Raw genomic sequence first — 15,295 nt, forward strand, 5'->3', positions numbered from 1 at the left:
CCTCTTCTTCTTTCCTCCTCCCCCTCCCCCCCCCCCCCCCGCCCCCCCCCCCCCCCCCCCCCCCCCCACACCGTTGTGACGCGACTCTCGACCCCGCTCGTTCCCCACGACCCTCGAGCCGAAGCAGGTCGACCTAGAGTGGGACGGACACGGGTCGGAGGAGGAATGCCGCAGCAGTCCCAGCACATCGCGCCCTGGAGTGCCGTCCCGGGTCTGCGGGTGCTGCGCGACGGACTGTTCCAGGGCAAGCGGCGGATGCCGCTGGTGGCGGAGGGCGTCCTGCACCGTCCGCGCGTCGACCAGCTGCTCGACGAGGCGCTGCACCGCGGGTCACTCATCCTGTCGGCCCCGGCCGGTGCCGGGAAGACCCAGGCCATGGTGGACTGGACGGTCCGTCACGGCAGCCGATCCCGGTCGGTGGCCTGGCTGACCCTGGACCACGGCGACCGCGACCCGCGCCGCCTGCTCCGCTACCTTGCGGCTGCGGTAGCCGGCACCCCACCGGGCGGACGAGCGTTCCGTGAGGTCTCGCTCCCACCGGGTGTCACGACGGTCACCGAGGCGCTCCCCGTGCAGATCTGGGAGGTCATGTCACGCCTCGACGGCGACGTGGTGCTCGTGCTGGACAGCGTCGACGCAGTCATCGGCTCCCCCTCGGAGGTCCTCCTCGCCAACGTTCTCGGCGACCCCTTCCAGCATCTCCGTCTCGCAGTGCTCAGTCGTGAGCAGCCGCACCTCGGCCAGGCGCGGCTGCTGCTCCTCGGACATGGCAGTGAGCTGGGGGAGGAGGACCTCGCCCTCACCGAGGACGAGCTGCGCCAGTTGCTCGAGCACCGGGGCCTGGACCTCTCCGGCCGGGAGATCACGGACCTGCTCGCCGTCACGGCGGGGTGGGTCGCCGGTGTCTCGCTCGTCGCGGCGGCCCTGCACCACAGAGCCCTGCCCGACGGACTCCACGACGGCGTGTCGCTCGCGACGGACTACCTCATGGACGAGGTCTTCGCAGCACAGTCGACCGAGGTCCAGAGCTTTCTCCTCCGCGCGACGACCGCCGACCCGATCTGCGCGGACCTCGCCGACGCCCTGACCGGCCGCGCGGACTCCGCCAGCACGCTCGCGGGTCTCCGACGAAGCCGTCTGTTCCTCAGCCGGTGGGAGGGCACCCGCGACGACGGGCGCACCTGGTACCACTGGCACCCGATGTTCGCGAACGCCCTGCGGCGACGCCTGGCGGAGACGGACCCCGCGCTGGCGACGGAGCTGCACCTCGAGGCCGCGCGCTGGCACCAGCGATCGGGCTCACCGGTCGAGGCAGTCCGCCACGCCGTCACCGGCGGGGACGTCGCCTGGGGGGCCGAGCTGCTCGGGGACTGTTGGCTGGAGCTGGCCGTGGCCGGTGAGTCGGCGGTCGTCCGCTCGCTCCTGGACCTCTTCGACGAAGACCTGCGCGCCACCCAGCCGGAGCTGGCCGTCGTCTGCGGCTTCCTGCGCCTGCGCGCCCGCGACCTCGACCGCGCGGGTCGGTGTGCCACCGGGGCGGGAGTGCTCGCCCACCAGCTGGCAGGAGCGCGTCGTGCCACGACCGAGGCGATGAGCACGGTCGTCCGTCTCCACGTAGCGACCATGACCGGCCGGGACGACACCGAGGGGCTCCGCGAGGGCGCCCTCGAGCTGATCGAGGCGATCACCAGCCAGGACGGCTATCTGTCCCACCGTGAGCGCGTGCTGCTGGCCCTCCTCTACCACCACGTCGGCGCCTACGAGGCAGTTCGCCTTCTTGCCGACCCCCGGCCCCACCTGGAGGCGGCGCTCTCCTACGCCGCCACCCTGAACCTGCCGCAGCTGGTCCTGCGGTGCCAGGCACAGCTCGCGGTGGTCGAGCTCACGGCCGGCCGGCTGCACGCTGCGAAGGCACGCGCGCTCGAGGTCGTGACCACGGAGCGCGAGGGCGGCTGGTCCAGCCCCCACGCCGCAGCGACCGCCTACGCGGCCCTGGGCGGCGCCGAGCTCCTGCAGGGCGACCTCGCCAGCGCCCTGCAGCACCTCTCCCTGGCCCAGGACGCGGTCGAGACGGCCGACCTCGTCAACCGGTTCCGCCTCCGGGTGCTGACGCATCTCACGCTGCTGACCCTTGACCGGGTCGTGCCGGCACGGGCCGAGCTCGAGGGCCTCGAGGCCCTGGTCGCCGACTGGGAACCACCCCCCTGGGGCCGCGTCATGCTGGTCGTGCTGCGCGTCGATCAGCTCATGGCGGAGGGCCGGCACTCCGCTGCCCTCGCCCTTCTCGACCGGGGGGAGGACGCGCCGTTGTCCCCGGACGAGGTGATGCGTCGCACGTGGCTGGCCGAGATCCTCCGACGCGAGGGCCGCCACGAGCAGGCCGAGCACCTGCTGGGCGAGGTCCTCCGCGCCGGGGCGGGGACCCCGGCCGCCCTCTTCGCCCTGGTCAGCCTCGCCCTGGTCTGCGAGGCGCTCGGGCGTCACGAGGAGGCCCTCGACCGTATGGTGAGCGCGGTCGCCGCGTCCGTCCGGGAGGGGATCGTCTATCCCTACCTCCGGCTGGGCCCCGACGTCCGGCTCCTTCTGGAGGAGCTCCTCGACCGGGGGACCCCCCAGGAGACGCTCGTCGTCGACGTCCTGGACCGTCTTCACCCGGCTCAACGGGCAGCGCCCCTGACGTGGTACTTCGAGCCGCTCACCGCACGAGAGCGCGAGGTCCTGCAGGCGGTGCAGGGGACGGTCCCCAACGAGGAGGTCGCCCGCCGCCTGTTCATCTCCACGAACACCCTGCGGACCCACATGAAGCACATCCACCGCAAGCTGGAGACGACGTCCCGCCGGGAGGCCGTCGCCCGCGGACGCGAGCTGGGGATCGTCTGACGCCCTGGCAGGTCGGGACGGCGCAGCACGGCATGATCGGAGCCCGAGCCGCCCGGCGGTGAAACCTCCGAGCAATACCGGCGACCTAGACTGGCCCCCATGTCCTCACTGTCTCGCGACGACGTCGCGCACGTCGCCATGCTGGCGCGCATCCAGCTGTCGGAGGAGGAGCTCGACCGCCTCGCCGGCCAGCTCGACCAGATCGTCGAGTGGGTCGGCCAGATCAACGAGGTCGCCGCCGCCGACGTGCCCCCGATGTCGCACCCGCTGCCCCTGACCAACGTCACCCGCCCGGACGTGGTCCGGCCCGGGCTCACCGCCGAGCAGGCGCTGTCCAACGCGCCCGACGCCGAGGCGGGGCGCTTCGGCGTGCCGCGGATCCTGGACGAGGAGTGAGCCCCGAGATGACCGACACCACCCTGCCCGCCGCCGACGCGGCAAACCCCCACCTGACCCGCCTCACCGCGGCCCAGATGGCCGAGCGTCTCGCCTCCGGCACGCTCACCTCGGTCGAGCTGACGCAGGCGCACCTGGACCGCATCGAGCGGCTCAACCCGGTGCTCAACGCCTTCCTGCTCGTGGACGCGGAGGGTGCGCTGGCCACCGCGCGCGACGTCGATGCGCGCCGTGCCGCGGGGGAGGACCTGCACCGCCTCGCCGGCGTGCCGATCGCGGTCAAGGACATCGCCTGCACGCAGGGGCTGACCACCACGGCCGGCTCGCGGATGCTCGAGCACTTCGTGCCGCCCTACGACGCGACGATCGTGACCCGCCTCCGCGACGCCGGCATGCCGATCCTCGGCAAGACGAACATGGACGAGTTCGCGATGGGCAGCTCGACCGAGCACTCGGCGTTCGGCCCGACCCGCAACCCGTGGGACCTGGACCGGATCCCCGGCGGCTCCGGCGGTGGCTCCTCGGCAGCGGTCGCCGCCTTCCTCGCGCCGCTGGCCATCGGCTCGGACACGGGCGGCTCCATCCGCCAGCCGGGCGCCGTCACCGGCACCGTGGGGGTGAAGCCGACGTACGGCGGGGTGAGCCGCTACGGCATCATCGCGCTCGCCTCCAGCCTGGACCAGATCGGCCCGTGCGCCCGCACCGTCACCGACGCGGCGATGCTGCACGAGGTGCTCGGCGGCCACGACCCGATGGACTCCACGAGCATCGACGCCCCGGTCCCACCCGTCGTCGCCTCGGCCGAGTCGGGTGCCACCGGGGACCTCGCCGGGCTGCGCGTCGGCGTGGTGAAGGAGATCGGCGGTGACGGTTTCCAGGCCGGTGTCCAGGCCCGGTTCGACGAGGCGCTGGAGCAGCTGCGCGACCTCGGCGCCGAGATCGTCGAGGTCTCCTGCCCGCACTTCACCTACGCGATGGCCGCCTACTACCTCATCCTCCCCTCGGAGGCGAGCAGCAACCTGGCCCGCTACGACGCGATGCGCTACGGACAGCGCGTCACCCCCGACGACAGCCCCAGCGCCGAGCAGGTGATGGCGACCAGCCGCGACGCCAGCTTCGGCGACGAGGTCAAGCGACGCATCATCCTGGGCACGTACGCCCTCTCCAGCGGCTACTACGACGCCTACTACGGGCAGGCACAGAAGGTGCGCACGCTCATCGCCCGCGACTTCGAGGCCGCGTTCGAGCAGGCCGACGTGCTGGTCAGCCCGACGGCGCCCACCACGGCCTTCCTCATCGGCGACAAGACCGAGGACCCGATGGAGATGTACCTCAACGACATCGCCACGATTCCCGCCAACCTCGCAGGCGTTCCCGGCATGTCGATCCCTTCCGGGCTCGCGGAGGAGGACGGTCTGCCGGCGGGAATCCAGCTGCTCGCCCCCGCCATGCAGGACCAGCGCCTGTATGCCGTGGGCGCCGCCCTGGAGGCACGCCTCGCCCAGGTGCAGGGCGGGTCGGTCCTCGACAGGCTGCCGGAGATCCCCGAGGTCCTCCCGGCGGGTGCACGGCATACACCCACCCCGACCGAGGAGGTGACGGCATGACCGCGGTTCCCGAGACCGTCGTGCCGTTCGACGAGGCGCTGACCCGCTACGAGCCCGTGGTGGGCCTGGAGGTCCACGTCGAGCTGAACACCGCGACGAAGATGTTCTGCGGGTGCGCGACCGAGTTCGGCGCCGAGCCCAACACCCAGGTGTGCCCCGTGTGCCTGGGGCTGCCCGGTGCGCTCCCGGTCGTCAACGTGGCCGCCGTCGAGGCGGCCGTACGGATCGGGCTGGCGCTGAACTGCCAGATCGCCGAGTGGTGCCGGTTCGCCCGGAAGAACTACTTCTACCCGGACATGCCGAAGAACTTCCAGACGTCGCAGTACGACGAGCCGATCGCCTTCGAGGGCTGGCTCGACGTGGAGGTCCCGGCCGCCGACGGCGAGGGGACCGAGATCGTCCGCGTCGAGATCGAGCGGGCCCACATGGAGGAGGACACCGGGAAGTCGACGCACGTCGGCGGGTCGACGGGCCGCATCCACGGGGCCGACTACTCGGTCGTGGACTACAACCGTGCCGGCATCCCGCTCATCGAGATCGTCACCAAGCCGATCACCGGCACGGGCGAACGGGCCCCGGAGGTGGCGCGCGCCTACGTCGCGACCCTGCGGGACCTCCTCAAGGCGCTCGGCGTCTCGGACGTGAAGATGGAGCAGGGCTCGGTGCGCTGCGACGCCAACGTCTCCCTCATGCCGATCGGGGCGCAGGTCCTCGGCACCCGCACGGAGACGAAGAACGTCAACTCGCTGCGCTCGGTCGAGCGGGCGGTGCGCTACGAGATGACCCGGCACGCCGCCGTGCTCGACTCCGGCGCGGCGATCCACCAGGAGACGCGGCACTGGCACGAGGACACCGGCGTCACGACCTCTGGCCGCCCGAAGTCCGACGCCGACGACTACCGCTACTTCCCCGAGCCGGACCTGGTGCCGGTCGCACCGACCCGCGAGGACGTCGAAAGGTTGCGCGCGACCCTTCCGGAGCAGCCCGCCGACCGCCGTCGTCGGCTGCAGGGCGACTGGGGCTACTCCGACCTGGAGATGCGCGACGTGCTCAACGCCGGTGCCACCGAGGTGATCGAGGAGACCGTCGCTGCGGGGGCGTCGCCCGCCGCCGCCCGCAAGTGGTGGACCGGCGACCTGGCCCGGCGCGCCAACGCCCAGGGTGTCGCGGTCACGGACCTCGGCGTCACCCCGGCGGACATCGCCGAGCTGCACGGGCTCGTCACCGCCGGCCGCCTCAACGACTCGATGGCGCGCCAGGTGCTCGACGGCGTCGTGGCCGGCGAGGGCGGACCGACTCAGGTCGCCGACGCGCGCGGGCTCGAGCTGGTGGCGGACGACGGCGCCCTGCAGGCGGCCGTCGACACGGTCATCGCCGCGAACCCGGACGTCGCGGAGAAGATCCGGGGCGGCAAGGCGCAGGCCGCCGGGGCCCTCATCGGCCAGGTGATGAAGGAGATGCGCGGTCAGGCCGACGCCGCCAGGGCGCGCGAGCTGATCCTCGCCACGCTCGGCGTGGACGGCTGACGGCCGTGGCCCGACCCGTCGCCGCCGTCCCGCACGACCTCCTCGAGCACCTGGGCCCGGTCGACGGGGTGGAGGTGCTGGCCTACGACCCCCTGGACGAGGACACCGTGCCGGGCGGGGGCCGCGAGGTCGACGTGATGGCGATGGGGTTCACGGCGGGGCCCTGGCTCCGACGTCTGGACGAGGTGCCGGCGCTGCGTGCCGTCGTGCTGTCGAGCGCAGGCTACGACCACGCCCTCCCTCACGTGCCAGACGGTGTCGCCGTCGCGAACGCCGTGGGGGTGCACGACACGGCCACGGCAGAGCTGGCGCTCACCCTGATGCTGGCGGCGCAGCGGGCGCTGCCGACCTACGTGCTGGCGCAGGCGGACGGGTGCTGGGACGGCTCGGCGGCCGGGCAGCAGCGGTCGCTGGCCGACGCGCGGGTGCTCGTCCTCGGCTACGGCGGGATCGGGCAGGCTCTCGCCCGCCGGCTGCTCGCCAGCGAGTGCGAGGTGGTGGCGGTCGCCAGCACCGACCGGCCGGGCGACGGTCTCGTGGACGGGGTGCACGGCATCGACCTGCTGCCCCGCCTGCTGCCGGACGCCGACGTGCTCGTGGTGGCGGTGCCGCTGAACGCGGGGACGCGTGGCCTGGTCGACGCGGCAGCTCTCGCAGCCCTGCCGGACGACGCGCTCGTGGTCAACGTCGCCCGTGGACCCGTGGTCGACACCGAGGCGCTCGTCGCGGAGTGCGCGTCCGGCCGTCTCCGCGCCGCTCTCGACGTGACCGACCCGGAGCCGCTGCCCGACGGTCACCCGCTCTGGTCGACCCGCGGCGTCCTGGTCACCCCGCACGTGGGTGGGGGGACCCCCGCCTCCTACCCGCGGATGGGGCGCTACCTGCACCGCCAGCTCACGGCCTACCGCGACCGCGGGACGCTGGAGCACGTCGTCGCCACCGGGACGGCGCTAGCGTGATGGGCATGACCCGCACGCTCGTCGTCGTCCGGCACGCCAAGGCCCAGCACTCGCACCCCGACGGCGACCACGAGAGGGAGCTGGCCCCTCGGGGCATGGAGGACGCGCAGGGTCTGGGCCGCTGGCTCGCGGAGCAGGACCTGCTGCCGGACCTCGTGCTGGCCTCGACGGCGGCCCGGACCAGGCAGACGACCGAGCACCTCCTCGCCGGGGCAGGTGCGTCGGGCGTGGACGTGTGGTCCGCGCGGGGCATCTACGACGGAGGTCCCTCCGCCGTGATCGCGGCCGTCCATGAGGCGCCGGAGGACGCCACGACCGTGTGGGTCGTCGGCCACCAACCGGCGGTCGGCATGCTCACGCTGGCGCTCGCGGACCCGGGCGACTCCGACGAGGGCGTCCTCGACGAGGTCGGGGGGCACTTTCCGACGGCGGCCGCAGCGGTGCTCCATACCCACGCGGTCTCCTGGGTCGACCTCGGTCCCGGCTGCGCCCGGCTCGTCGCCTTCCACGCCGCCCGCGGCTGAGCACACCCAGGTATGGCGTGGACGTGCGGGCAGGGGTGCCTACGCTGGCAGGCATGACGATCAGGATCGGTGCCCACGTCGACCAGGCTGACCCCGTGGCGGAGGCGGTGGCCCGCGGCACCACCCTCGTGCAGCACTTCCTCGGCGACCCGCAGAGCTACAAGGGCCCCGAGGTGCGCTACCCCGGCGGTGCGGCGGCCCTGCGGGCGGCGGCCGAGGAGGCCGGCGTCGACCTCTACGTCCACGCGCCCTACATCGTCAACGTGGCCTCGACCAACAACCGCATCCGCATCCCGAGCCGCAAGCTGCTGCAGCAGCACATGGACGCCGCGGCGGAGATCGGTGCCAAGGGCCTGATCGTGCACGGGGGTCACGTCACCGCCGGCGACGACCCGGGCAAGGGCTTCGACAACTGGCGCAAGGCCGTCGAGGCGACCGACATCAAGGTGCCCCTGCTCATCGAGAACACGGCGGGCGGCGACCACGCGATGGCCCGGCGGCTGATCCGCATCGAGGGGCTGTGGGCGGCGGTGCAGGCCGCTGACGGCGCGGAGCAGGTCGGGTTCTGCCTGGACACCTGCCACGCCTGGGCGGGCGGCATCCCGCTGACGGAGGTGGTGGAGCGGGTCCATGCCATCACCGGTCGCATCGACCTGGTCCACGCCAACGACAGCCGCGACGGCTTCGACTCGGGGGCCGACCGGCACACCAGCTTCGGCGCGGGCCAGCTCGACCCCGACGAGCTCGCCGCCGTCGTGCGGGACGCGGGGGCGCCGGTCATCTGCGAGACGCCCGGGGGTCCGGAGGAGCACCGGGCCGACGCCGCGTGGTTGGCCGAGCGCCTCGCCTGAAACCCGTTGGAGGTTCGTGGGTGCGCCGCCGTAGAGTCCTGCGACGTGAGCGAGCCGGTGATCAGCGCGCGGGGACTGCGCAAGACGTACGGGGACTTCGCTGCCGTCGACGGCATCGACTTCGAGGTGCAGCCGGGAGAGAGCTTCGGACTGCTCGGCCCCAACGGGGCGGGCAAGTCGACCACCATGCGGATGATCGGCGGCACCCTCGACCGCTCCGGGGGTGAGCTGCGGGTCCTGGGCATGGACCCGGCCGACCACGGCCCCGAGGTCCGTGCCCACCTGGGCGTCGTCCCGCAGCAGGACAACCTCGACGACGAGCTGCGGGTCCGGGAGAACATCGTCATGTACGGCCGCTACTTCGGCCTGCCCCGCTCCTACCTCCTTCCACGGGCCGACGAGCTGCTCGCCTTCGCCCAGCTCGAGGCCAAGGCCGACGAGAAGGTCGGGAACCTCTCGGGCGGGATGAAGCGGCGTCTCACCATCGCGCGCGGCCTGGTCAACGAGCCTCGGATCCTCCTGCTCGACGAGCCGACGACGGGCCTGGACCCGCAGGCCAGGCACATCCTCTGGGACCGGCTGTTCCGGCTCAAGGAGGCGGGGACCACGCTCGTCGTGACGACGCACTTCATGGACGAGGCCGAGCAGCTCTGCGACCGGCTGATCGTCGTCGACCACGGGCAGATCATGGCGCAGGGGTCACCGCGGCAGCTGATCCGCGAGCACGCCACGCGCGAGGTCGTCGAGGTCCGCTTCGGGTCCGAGCGCAACGCCCAGGTGGTCGCCGACCTCGAGGGGGTGGGTGAGCGCAACGAGGTGCTCCCCGACCGCATCCTCATCTACACCGACGACGGCGAGGGCGCGCTGGAGGAGATCTCGCGCCGCGAGCTGCGCCCCGTCACCTCGCTGGTGCGGCGCGCGTCGCTGGAGGACGTCTTCCTCCGGCTGACCGGGAGGTCCCTCGTTGACTGAGCGGGCCAGCTCCCAGGTCGACACCACCTCCCTGGCGTACTCGGGCCGGGCGCCCGAGCACACCGCCATGGCCCGCCGGGCCCGCGCCTGGGGCGCGTGGTTCTACGCCGAGACGGTGCTGCGCGGCATGCGCGCCTACTTCTGGCCGATCCTGCTGTATGCCGTGGGCCAGCCCGTGCTCTACATGGTCGCCATGGGCGTCGGCCTGGGTGCGCTCGTGGACCAGGGGGTGGGGGCCGTCGACGGGGTCGACTACCTCACCTTCGTCGCGCCGGCGCTGCTCGTCTCGACCGTGGTCATGTCGGTCAGCGCCGAGATGACCTACCCGGTGATGGCCGGGTTCAAGTGGCACCGCCTCTACCACGCGCCGCTGGCCAGCGCCGTCGAGCCGAGCCAGATCGCGATGGGCCACCTGCTCGCGGTCGTCATCCGCTTCGTGCTCCAGTCGCTGCTCTTCTGGGTCATCATGGTGGCCTTCGGTGCGGCGCCCAGCCCGTGGGCGCAGTCGCTGCTCGTCGTCCCCGTCGGCGTCCTCACCGCCACCGCCTTCGGTGCACCCCTGCAGGCCTATGCCGCGACCCTCACCGACGAGGGCCTCCAGTTCGCGTTCATCCAGCGCTTCGTCGTCATGCCCATGTTCCTCTTCGCCGGCACCTTCTTCCCCCTGTCGGCCATGCCGACCTACCTGCACTGGATCGGCTGGGTCTCGCCGGTCTGGCACGGCACCGAGCTGGCGCGGTTGGCGACCTACGGCGCACCGCTGTCACCGCTCGCGTTCGCCGTCCACCTCGGGTTCCTGCTCGCGTGCACCGTGGCCGGGCTGGTCGTCGCGGTCCGCGTCTACTCGCGGAGGCTGCGCTCGTGACCGCGTCCACGACGCCCACCTCGTCGGGGCCCGGCCCCTCGCGCAGCGTGTCCCTGCGCGCACTGTCCTCCGGCAACGTCGGCGCGGTCCTGGAGCGCGGCTTCACCGTCATCCGCAACCAGAACTGGATGATCCTGGTCTCGGGCTTCTTCGAGCCGGTCTTCTACCTGCTCGCCATGGGGATCGGCATGGGTGGGCTCGTGGGGGAGGTCGAGGGTCCCGGCGGAGAACCCATCGGGTATGCGGCGTACATCGCCCCGGCGCTGCTGGCCACCTCGGCGATGAACGGCGCGATCTACGACTCCACCTGGAACGTGTTCTTCAAGCTGCGCTTCGCCAAGCTCTACCAGGCGATGCTGCAGACCAGCCTCGGCCCGCTCGACGTCGCGATGGGCGAGATCCTGATGGCCCTCTTCCGGGGGTTCGTCTACGCCCTGGGCTTCCTCGGCGTCCTCGCGGTGATGGGGCTCGTCACCAGCTGGTGGTCCCTGCTCATGGTGCCGGTGGCGGTGCTCATCGCGTTCGGGTTCGCCGCGCTGGGCATGGGGATCACGAGCTACATGACCAGCTTCCAGCAGATGGACCTGGTCAACTTCGCGATGCTGCCGATGTTCCTCTTCTCGGCCACCCTCTACCCGATCACGGTCTACCCCGAGGTCATCCAGTGGTTCGTCATGGCGATGCCGCTGTGGCACGGCGTGGAGCTGATGCGCCAGCTCTCCTTCGGCCACCTCACCGGCACGACGCTGGTCCACGTCGGCTACTTCCTCGTCATGACCGCTGCCGGGCTGTGGCTGACGACCCTTCGGCTGCGCGCGCTCTTCCTGCGCTGAGCAGGCCTGCCCCGGGCGGGTGTCGGGCCGGTGGGGGCCGCATAGGCTGGGCGGGTGACCTCAGTCCTGGATCCCGACTCCGCCGACCTGACCCTCCTGCAGGACCGCCAGGTCGCCGTCCTGGGGTATGACGCGGTCGCCGCGGCGCACGCGCTCAACCTGCGCGACTCCGGCGTGGACGTGTGGGTCGGCACCGACCCGCAGAGCCGGGGCGCCGCCCGTGCCGAGATGGAGGGGCTGGCGGTCACCACTCCCGAGGAGGCCGTGCAGCGCTGCGACATCGTGCTGGTCCCGGACCTCGACGGCTCGTCCGACCAGCCCGAGCACGCCGCCACCCAGCAGCTGCTGGACGAGCACACCGAGCCGGGGGACCTCGTCGTCGTCACCTCCGGGGCGCAGGTGCTGTCGGGCGGTCTCACCGTGCCCGCCGGGGTCGACCTGGCGATGCTGCGAGCGGTCGGCGACGGAGAGCGCATCCGCGAGGAGTACCTCGACGGTCGCGGCTGCCCGGCCCTGGTCGCCGTGGCCCGCGACGCCAGCGGCGCCGCCTGGGCGACGCTCACGGCATACGCGGCAGCCATGGGGTCCCTGCGCTCCGGCGCGGTCGTGACCACCGTTGAGCACCAGACCCGGGCGCTGGAGGTGGCGCAGGTGCGGCTCCACGCGCCGCTGCGCGCGGCGGTCGAGGCCGCCTTCGAGGAGCTGGTGCGGCAGGGAGTGGAGGAGGAGGTCGCCTACCTCGCGGTGGTCCACGACCTCAAGACCCGGGTGGACCAGATCAACGCCGACGGCTTCGCCAGCCAGTACGGTCCCACCGGGAACCCCGGTGCCGACCCGGCGGGTGAGCCCACGAGCCGGCGCGCGGCTGCCCGCTCCGCGCACCCGATCGAGCACGTCGGCCGCCGGGTGCGGGCGATGATGAGCTGGATCCGCTGAGGGCAACCGCCCCGACCACCCCGGTGGGTTGCCGTCGGGTCACCTGAGGTCGCCTCGGGCGCGCCGTCCGGGACGACTACGCTCGGGCCCATGACCACGACGCCGACGTCCACCGCCTTCGCCGTCACCGAGGTCGCCGAGCGCGCCCCGGTCGAGAAGATCGCCGCCCTCCTGGAGAATCCCGGGTTCGGGAACCTGTTCACCGAGCACATGGTGCAGGTGGACTGGGACCGGGGGACGGGGTGGCACGACGCGCGCGTGGTGCCCTATGGTCCGATCCCGCTGGAGCCCTCGGCCGCGGTCTTCCACTACGCCCAGGAGATCTTCGAGGGCATGAAGGCCTACCGCCACGAGGACGGGTCGGTGTGGACCTTCCGTCCCGAGCGCAACGCCGAGCGGCTCAACTCCTCCGCGCGTCGGCTGGCCCTGCCCGAGCTGCCGCCGACGGTCTTCCTCGACTCCATCAGGGAACTGGTGCGGATCGACGAGGCGTGGGTGCCGGAGTACGGCTCGGGGGAGACCTCGCTCTACCTGCGACCCTTCATGATCGCCACCGAGGAGGCGCTCGGGGTGCGCCCCAGCAACCGCGTGCTCTTCTCCGTGATCGCCTCGCCCGCCGGCGCCTACTTCGCCGGGGGTCTGACCCCGGTGAGCCTGTGGGTCAGCGAGCAGTACGTCCGCGCGGCCGCCGGTGGCACGGGAGCGGCCAAGTGCGGCGGCAACTACGCCGCCTCGCTCGCCTCCCAGGCCGAGGGCATCGAGAACGGCTGCGACCAGGTCGTCTTCCTCGACGCCCAGGAGCACCGGTATGTCGAGGAGCTGGGCGGGATGAACCTGTTCTTCCTCTACGCCGACGGTCGGGTGGTCACCCCCGAGCTGACCGGCACCATCCTGCCCGGCGTCACCCGCTCCTCGCTGATCGAGCTGGCTGCCGAGCGCGGCCTGCAGGTGGAGGAGCGCCGCTTCACGATCGACGAGTGGCGCGACGGCGTGGCCAGCGGCGAGATCACCGAGGTCTTCGCCTGCGGCACCGCCGCCGTCATCACGCCCGTCGGTCGCCTGGCCTGGAACGGCGGGGAGCTGACCATGCCCGGGTCGCACGAGCTGAGCCTGTCCTTGCGCCAGGAGCTGCTCGACATCCAGTACGGCCGCGCCGAGGACCGGCACGGCTGGCTCTACCAGCTGGTCTGAGCCGGACCGGCGCGACGACCCGGGGGAGCTGACGCTGGGGGCAGCGCCTCGTCGAGCACCTCGTCAAGCATGGCGAGCAGCCGCTGCCGGAGCTCGTTGGAGCGCACGGTGAAGTCTCGTTGGGCGGCGACGTACTCCGCCCTGCCCGCGACCGTCTCGATGCGCACCGGCTCGTAGCCGAGCTGCCGCAGGTCGTACGGCGCGGCGCGCATGTCGAGCTCGCGGATGTCGCGGGCGAGCAGGAACGCCTCCAGCGTCAGGTCGCTGGGCACCGCGGGGGCCAGCTTGAAGCACCACTTGAAGAGATCCATCCCCGCGTGCAGACAACCGGGCTGCTCCATCGCCGGCTGACTCTCGCGGGTGGGGCTCAGGGTGTTCCGCGGGACCGCCGCGGGCGTGAAGAAGCGGTGCGCGTCGAAGTGGCTGCACGCCACCTGGTGGGCCTCGACCACTGCGTCGGTGCCCTCCTGTCCCAGACGCAGCGGCCACCCCTGATGACGCAGGCCGTGCTCGTCCGCCCGGTAGACCATCGCCCACTCGTGCAGGCCGAAGCAGCCGAAGCGGCCAGGACGCGACAGGGTCTCCCTCAGGAGGTCGTGCACGAAGTCCACGGTGCGCTCCCGCCGGGCCAGGAAGGAGCTGCGGTCGAGGTATGCCGTTCCGCCGGCGACCGCGTAGTGCGCCCACCCGGCGCGCTCGGGCGCGCGATCGAGGGCGACGCCGGGGCCCGGGTGCCATCGGGCGAGCCGGGCGGGCCGGACAGCGTAGTAGTCCCAGAGGAAGTCGTCGACGGGGTGCGTGCGGCCCTCGACCCTCCTGGCCAGCCGGTCCGCCGCGAGCCGCTCGACCACCGCCGCGTGGGCGGCGGCGCGCTCACGCCATACCTGCTCCGGGAGGGTCTGCACGGGCCCTGATCCTACGCGGCGTCGGAACGCGTGGTCCTGGCACCGCATACCCTTGGCCCATGCGCATCTGCCGATTCACCACGGGTGACGACCCCGCCTTCGGACTCGTGGACGGGGCCGGCGAGAAGATCGCCGAGATCACGGGGGACCCGCTCTACACCCGGATCGAGCTGACCGGCCAGACCCACGAGGTGGCCGACGTGCGTCTGCTCGCGCCGGTCATCCCCAGGAGCAAGGTGGTCGCGATCGGGCGCAACTACGCCGACCACGCTCGGGAGATGGGCCACGAGCTGCCCGCCGAGCCGATGATGTTCTTCATCCCCAACACCTCGGTCTGCGGGCCGGGCGACCCCGTGGTGATCCCCTCCTTCGCGCGGGAGATCTCCTACGAGGCGGAGCTCGCCGTCGTCATCGGCCGGGTGTGCAAGCACGTCGCGCCCGAGGACGTCCACGGGGTGATCTTCGGCTACACGGTCGCCAACGACGTCACCGCCCGCGACCTGCAGCGCAGCGAGAACCAGTGGGCACGCGCCAAGGGGATGGACACCTTCACGCCGCTCGGCCCGTGGATCGAGACCGACCTCGACGTCTCCGACCTGCGGATCACCTGCACCGTCGACGGGGAGACGCGACAGGACGGGACGACGGCGGACATGGTGTTCGGCGTCCCCGAGATCGTCGCCCACGCCTCGGCGGCGTTCACGCTGCTGCCGGGCGACGTCATCCTCACCGGGACGCCCGCCGGTGTGGGGCCGATCACCGCGGGCCAGCGGTGCGAGGTCGAGATCGAGGGGATCGGGACGCTGCGCAACCCGTTCGTGTCGGCCGACGTCGGCCTGGACGACTGACG

Annotated in this window: 14 protein-coding genes; 13 read left to right on the forward strand and 1 reads right to left on the reverse strand. The window is 72.4% G+C overall.

Translation table 11 applies throughout. The features are described 5' to 3' along the window. Positions 1-165 precede the first annotated feature (165 nt). The 12 genes from ACI3ET_RS03200 (at position 166) to ACI3ET_RS03255 (ending at position 13,540) form a co-directional block, all read left to right on the forward strand. Positions 166-2,880, forward strand: a complete 2,715-nt coding sequence (locus ACI3ET_RS03200; protein WP_405031513.1) for a LuxR C-terminal-related transcriptional regulator — start codon at positions 166-168, stop codon at positions 2,878-2,880. 99 nt (positions 2,881-2,979) lie between these two features. After that, positions 2,980-3,276: an Asp-tRNA(Asn)/Glu-tRNA(Gln) amidotransferase subunit GatC gene (gatC, locus tag ACI3ET_RS03205; RefSeq protein ID WP_405031514.1), complete on the forward strand. Its 297-nt coding sequence runs from the start codon at positions 2,980-2,982 to the stop codon at positions 3,274-3,276. Between the two features lie 8 nt (positions 3,277-3,284). Continuing rightward, complete coding sequence (gene gatA / locus ACI3ET_RS03210) at positions 3,285-4,883, forward strand: Asp-tRNA(Asn)/Glu-tRNA(Gln) amidotransferase subunit GatA (protein ID WP_405031515.1); 1,599 nt, start codon at positions 3,285-3,287, stop codon at positions 4,881-4,883. Beyond that, a complete protein-coding gene (gatB, locus tag ACI3ET_RS03215) occupies positions 4,880-6,409 on the forward strand; it encodes an Asp-tRNA(Asn)/Glu-tRNA(Gln) amidotransferase subunit GatB (RefSeq protein WP_405031516.1) in 1,530 nt (509 codons plus the stop codon). Before gatA ends, gatB begins: the two co-directional genes overlap by 4 nt. 5 nt (positions 6,410-6,414) lie before the next feature. Continuing rightward, positions 6,415-7,368 carry an NAD(P)-dependent oxidoreductase gene (locus ACI3ET_RS03220; protein WP_405031517.1) on the forward strand — a complete coding sequence of 318 codons (954 nt, stop codon included), beginning with the start codon at positions 6,415-6,417 and terminating at the stop codon, positions 7,366-7,368. Between the two features lie 5 nt (positions 7,369-7,373). Next, positions 7,374-7,892: a SixA phosphatase family protein gene (locus ACI3ET_RS03225; protein ID WP_405031518.1), complete on the forward strand. Its 519-nt coding sequence runs from the start codon at positions 7,374-7,376 to the stop codon at positions 7,890-7,892. A gap of 53 nt (positions 7,893-7,945) precedes the next feature. Beyond that, on the forward strand, positions 7,946-8,743 hold the full coding sequence (locus ACI3ET_RS03230) for a deoxyribonuclease IV (protein WP_405031519.1): 798 nt from the start codon (positions 7,946-7,948) through the stop codon (positions 8,741-8,743). Between the two features lie 45 nt (positions 8,744-8,788). Further along, positions 8,789-9,715 carry an ABC transporter ATP-binding protein gene (locus ACI3ET_RS03235; protein WP_405031520.1) on the forward strand — a complete coding sequence of 309 codons (927 nt, stop codon included), beginning with the start codon at positions 8,789-8,791 and terminating at the stop codon, positions 9,713-9,715. Continuing rightward, the gene (locus ACI3ET_RS03240; RefSeq protein ID WP_405031521.1) at positions 9,708-10,580 is read left to right on the forward strand and encodes an ABC transporter permease; all 873 of its coding nucleotides are present in this window, start codon (positions 9,708-9,710) and stop codon (positions 10,578-10,580) included. The genes ACI3ET_RS03235 and ACI3ET_RS03240 overlap by 8 nt, the downstream gene beginning before the upstream one ends. A gap of 47 nt (positions 10,581-10,627) precedes the next feature. After that, entirely contained in the window at positions 10,628-11,413 is a 786-nt protein-coding gene (locus ACI3ET_RS03245) for an ABC transporter permease (protein ID WP_405031559.1), read from the forward strand. 54 nt (positions 11,414-11,467) lie between these two features. Next, a complete protein-coding gene (locus ACI3ET_RS03250; protein WP_405031522.1) occupies positions 11,468-12,349 on the forward strand; it encodes a ketol-acid reductoisomerase in 882 nt (293 codons plus the stop codon). A gap of 90 nt (positions 12,350-12,439) precedes the next feature. Further along, entirely contained in the window at positions 12,440-13,540 is a 1,101-nt protein-coding gene (locus ACI3ET_RS03255; RefSeq protein WP_405031523.1) for a branched-chain amino acid aminotransferase, read from the forward strand. Here the strand turns inward: ACI3ET_RS03255 and ACI3ET_RS03260 are convergent. Then, a complete protein-coding gene (locus ACI3ET_RS03260) occupies positions 13,525-14,445 on the reverse strand; it encodes a 3-methyladenine DNA glycosylase (protein ID WP_405031524.1) in 921 nt (306 codons plus the stop codon). The genes ACI3ET_RS03255 and ACI3ET_RS03260 overlap by 16 nt on opposite strands. Positions 14,446-14,504: 59 nt before the next feature. On the opposite strand from ACI3ET_RS03260, the gene ACI3ET_RS03265 reads away from it, so the two are divergent. Then, complete coding sequence (locus ACI3ET_RS03265) at positions 14,505-15,293, forward strand: fumarylacetoacetate hydrolase family protein (RefSeq protein WP_405031525.1); 789 nt, start codon at positions 14,505-14,507, stop codon at positions 15,291-15,293. The last annotated feature ends 2 nt before the right edge of the window (positions 15,294-15,295 follow it).

The sequence above is a fragment of the Ornithinimicrobium jinqii genome, assembly GCF_045032595.1.
Lineage (GTDB): Bacteria > Actinomycetota > Actinomycetes > Actinomycetales > Dermatophilaceae > Ornithinicoccus.

Coding starts and splice junctions, on each gene's coding strand:
- ACI3ET_RS03200 (WP_405031513.1), top strand. CDS start 166: ATGCCGCAGCAGTCCCAGCACATCGCGCCCTGGAGTGCCGTCCCGGGT.
- gatC (WP_405031514.1), top strand. CDS start 2,980: ATGTCCTCACTGTCTCGCGACGACGTCGCGCACGTCGCCATGCTGGCG.
- gatA (WP_405031515.1), top strand. CDS start 3,285: ATGACCGACACCACCCTGCCCGCCGCCGACGCGGCAAACCCCCACCTG.
- gatB (WP_405031516.1), top strand. CDS start 4,880: ATGACCGCGGTTCCCGAGACCGTCGTGCCGTTCGACGAGGCGCTGACC.
- ACI3ET_RS03225 (WP_405031518.1), top strand. CDS start 7,374: ATGACCCGCACGCTCGTCGTCGTCCGGCACGCCAAGGCCCAGCACTCG.
- ACI3ET_RS03230 (WP_405031519.1), top strand. CDS start 7,946: ATGACGATCAGGATCGGTGCCCACGTCGACCAGGCTGACCCCGTGGCG.
- ACI3ET_RS03255 (WP_405031523.1), top strand. CDS start 12,440: ATGACCACGACGCCGACGTCCACCGCCTTCGCCGTCACCGAGGTCGCC.
- ACI3ET_RS03265 (WP_405031525.1), top strand. CDS start 14,505: ATGCGCATCTGCCGATTCACCACGGGTGACGACCCCGCCTTCGGACTC.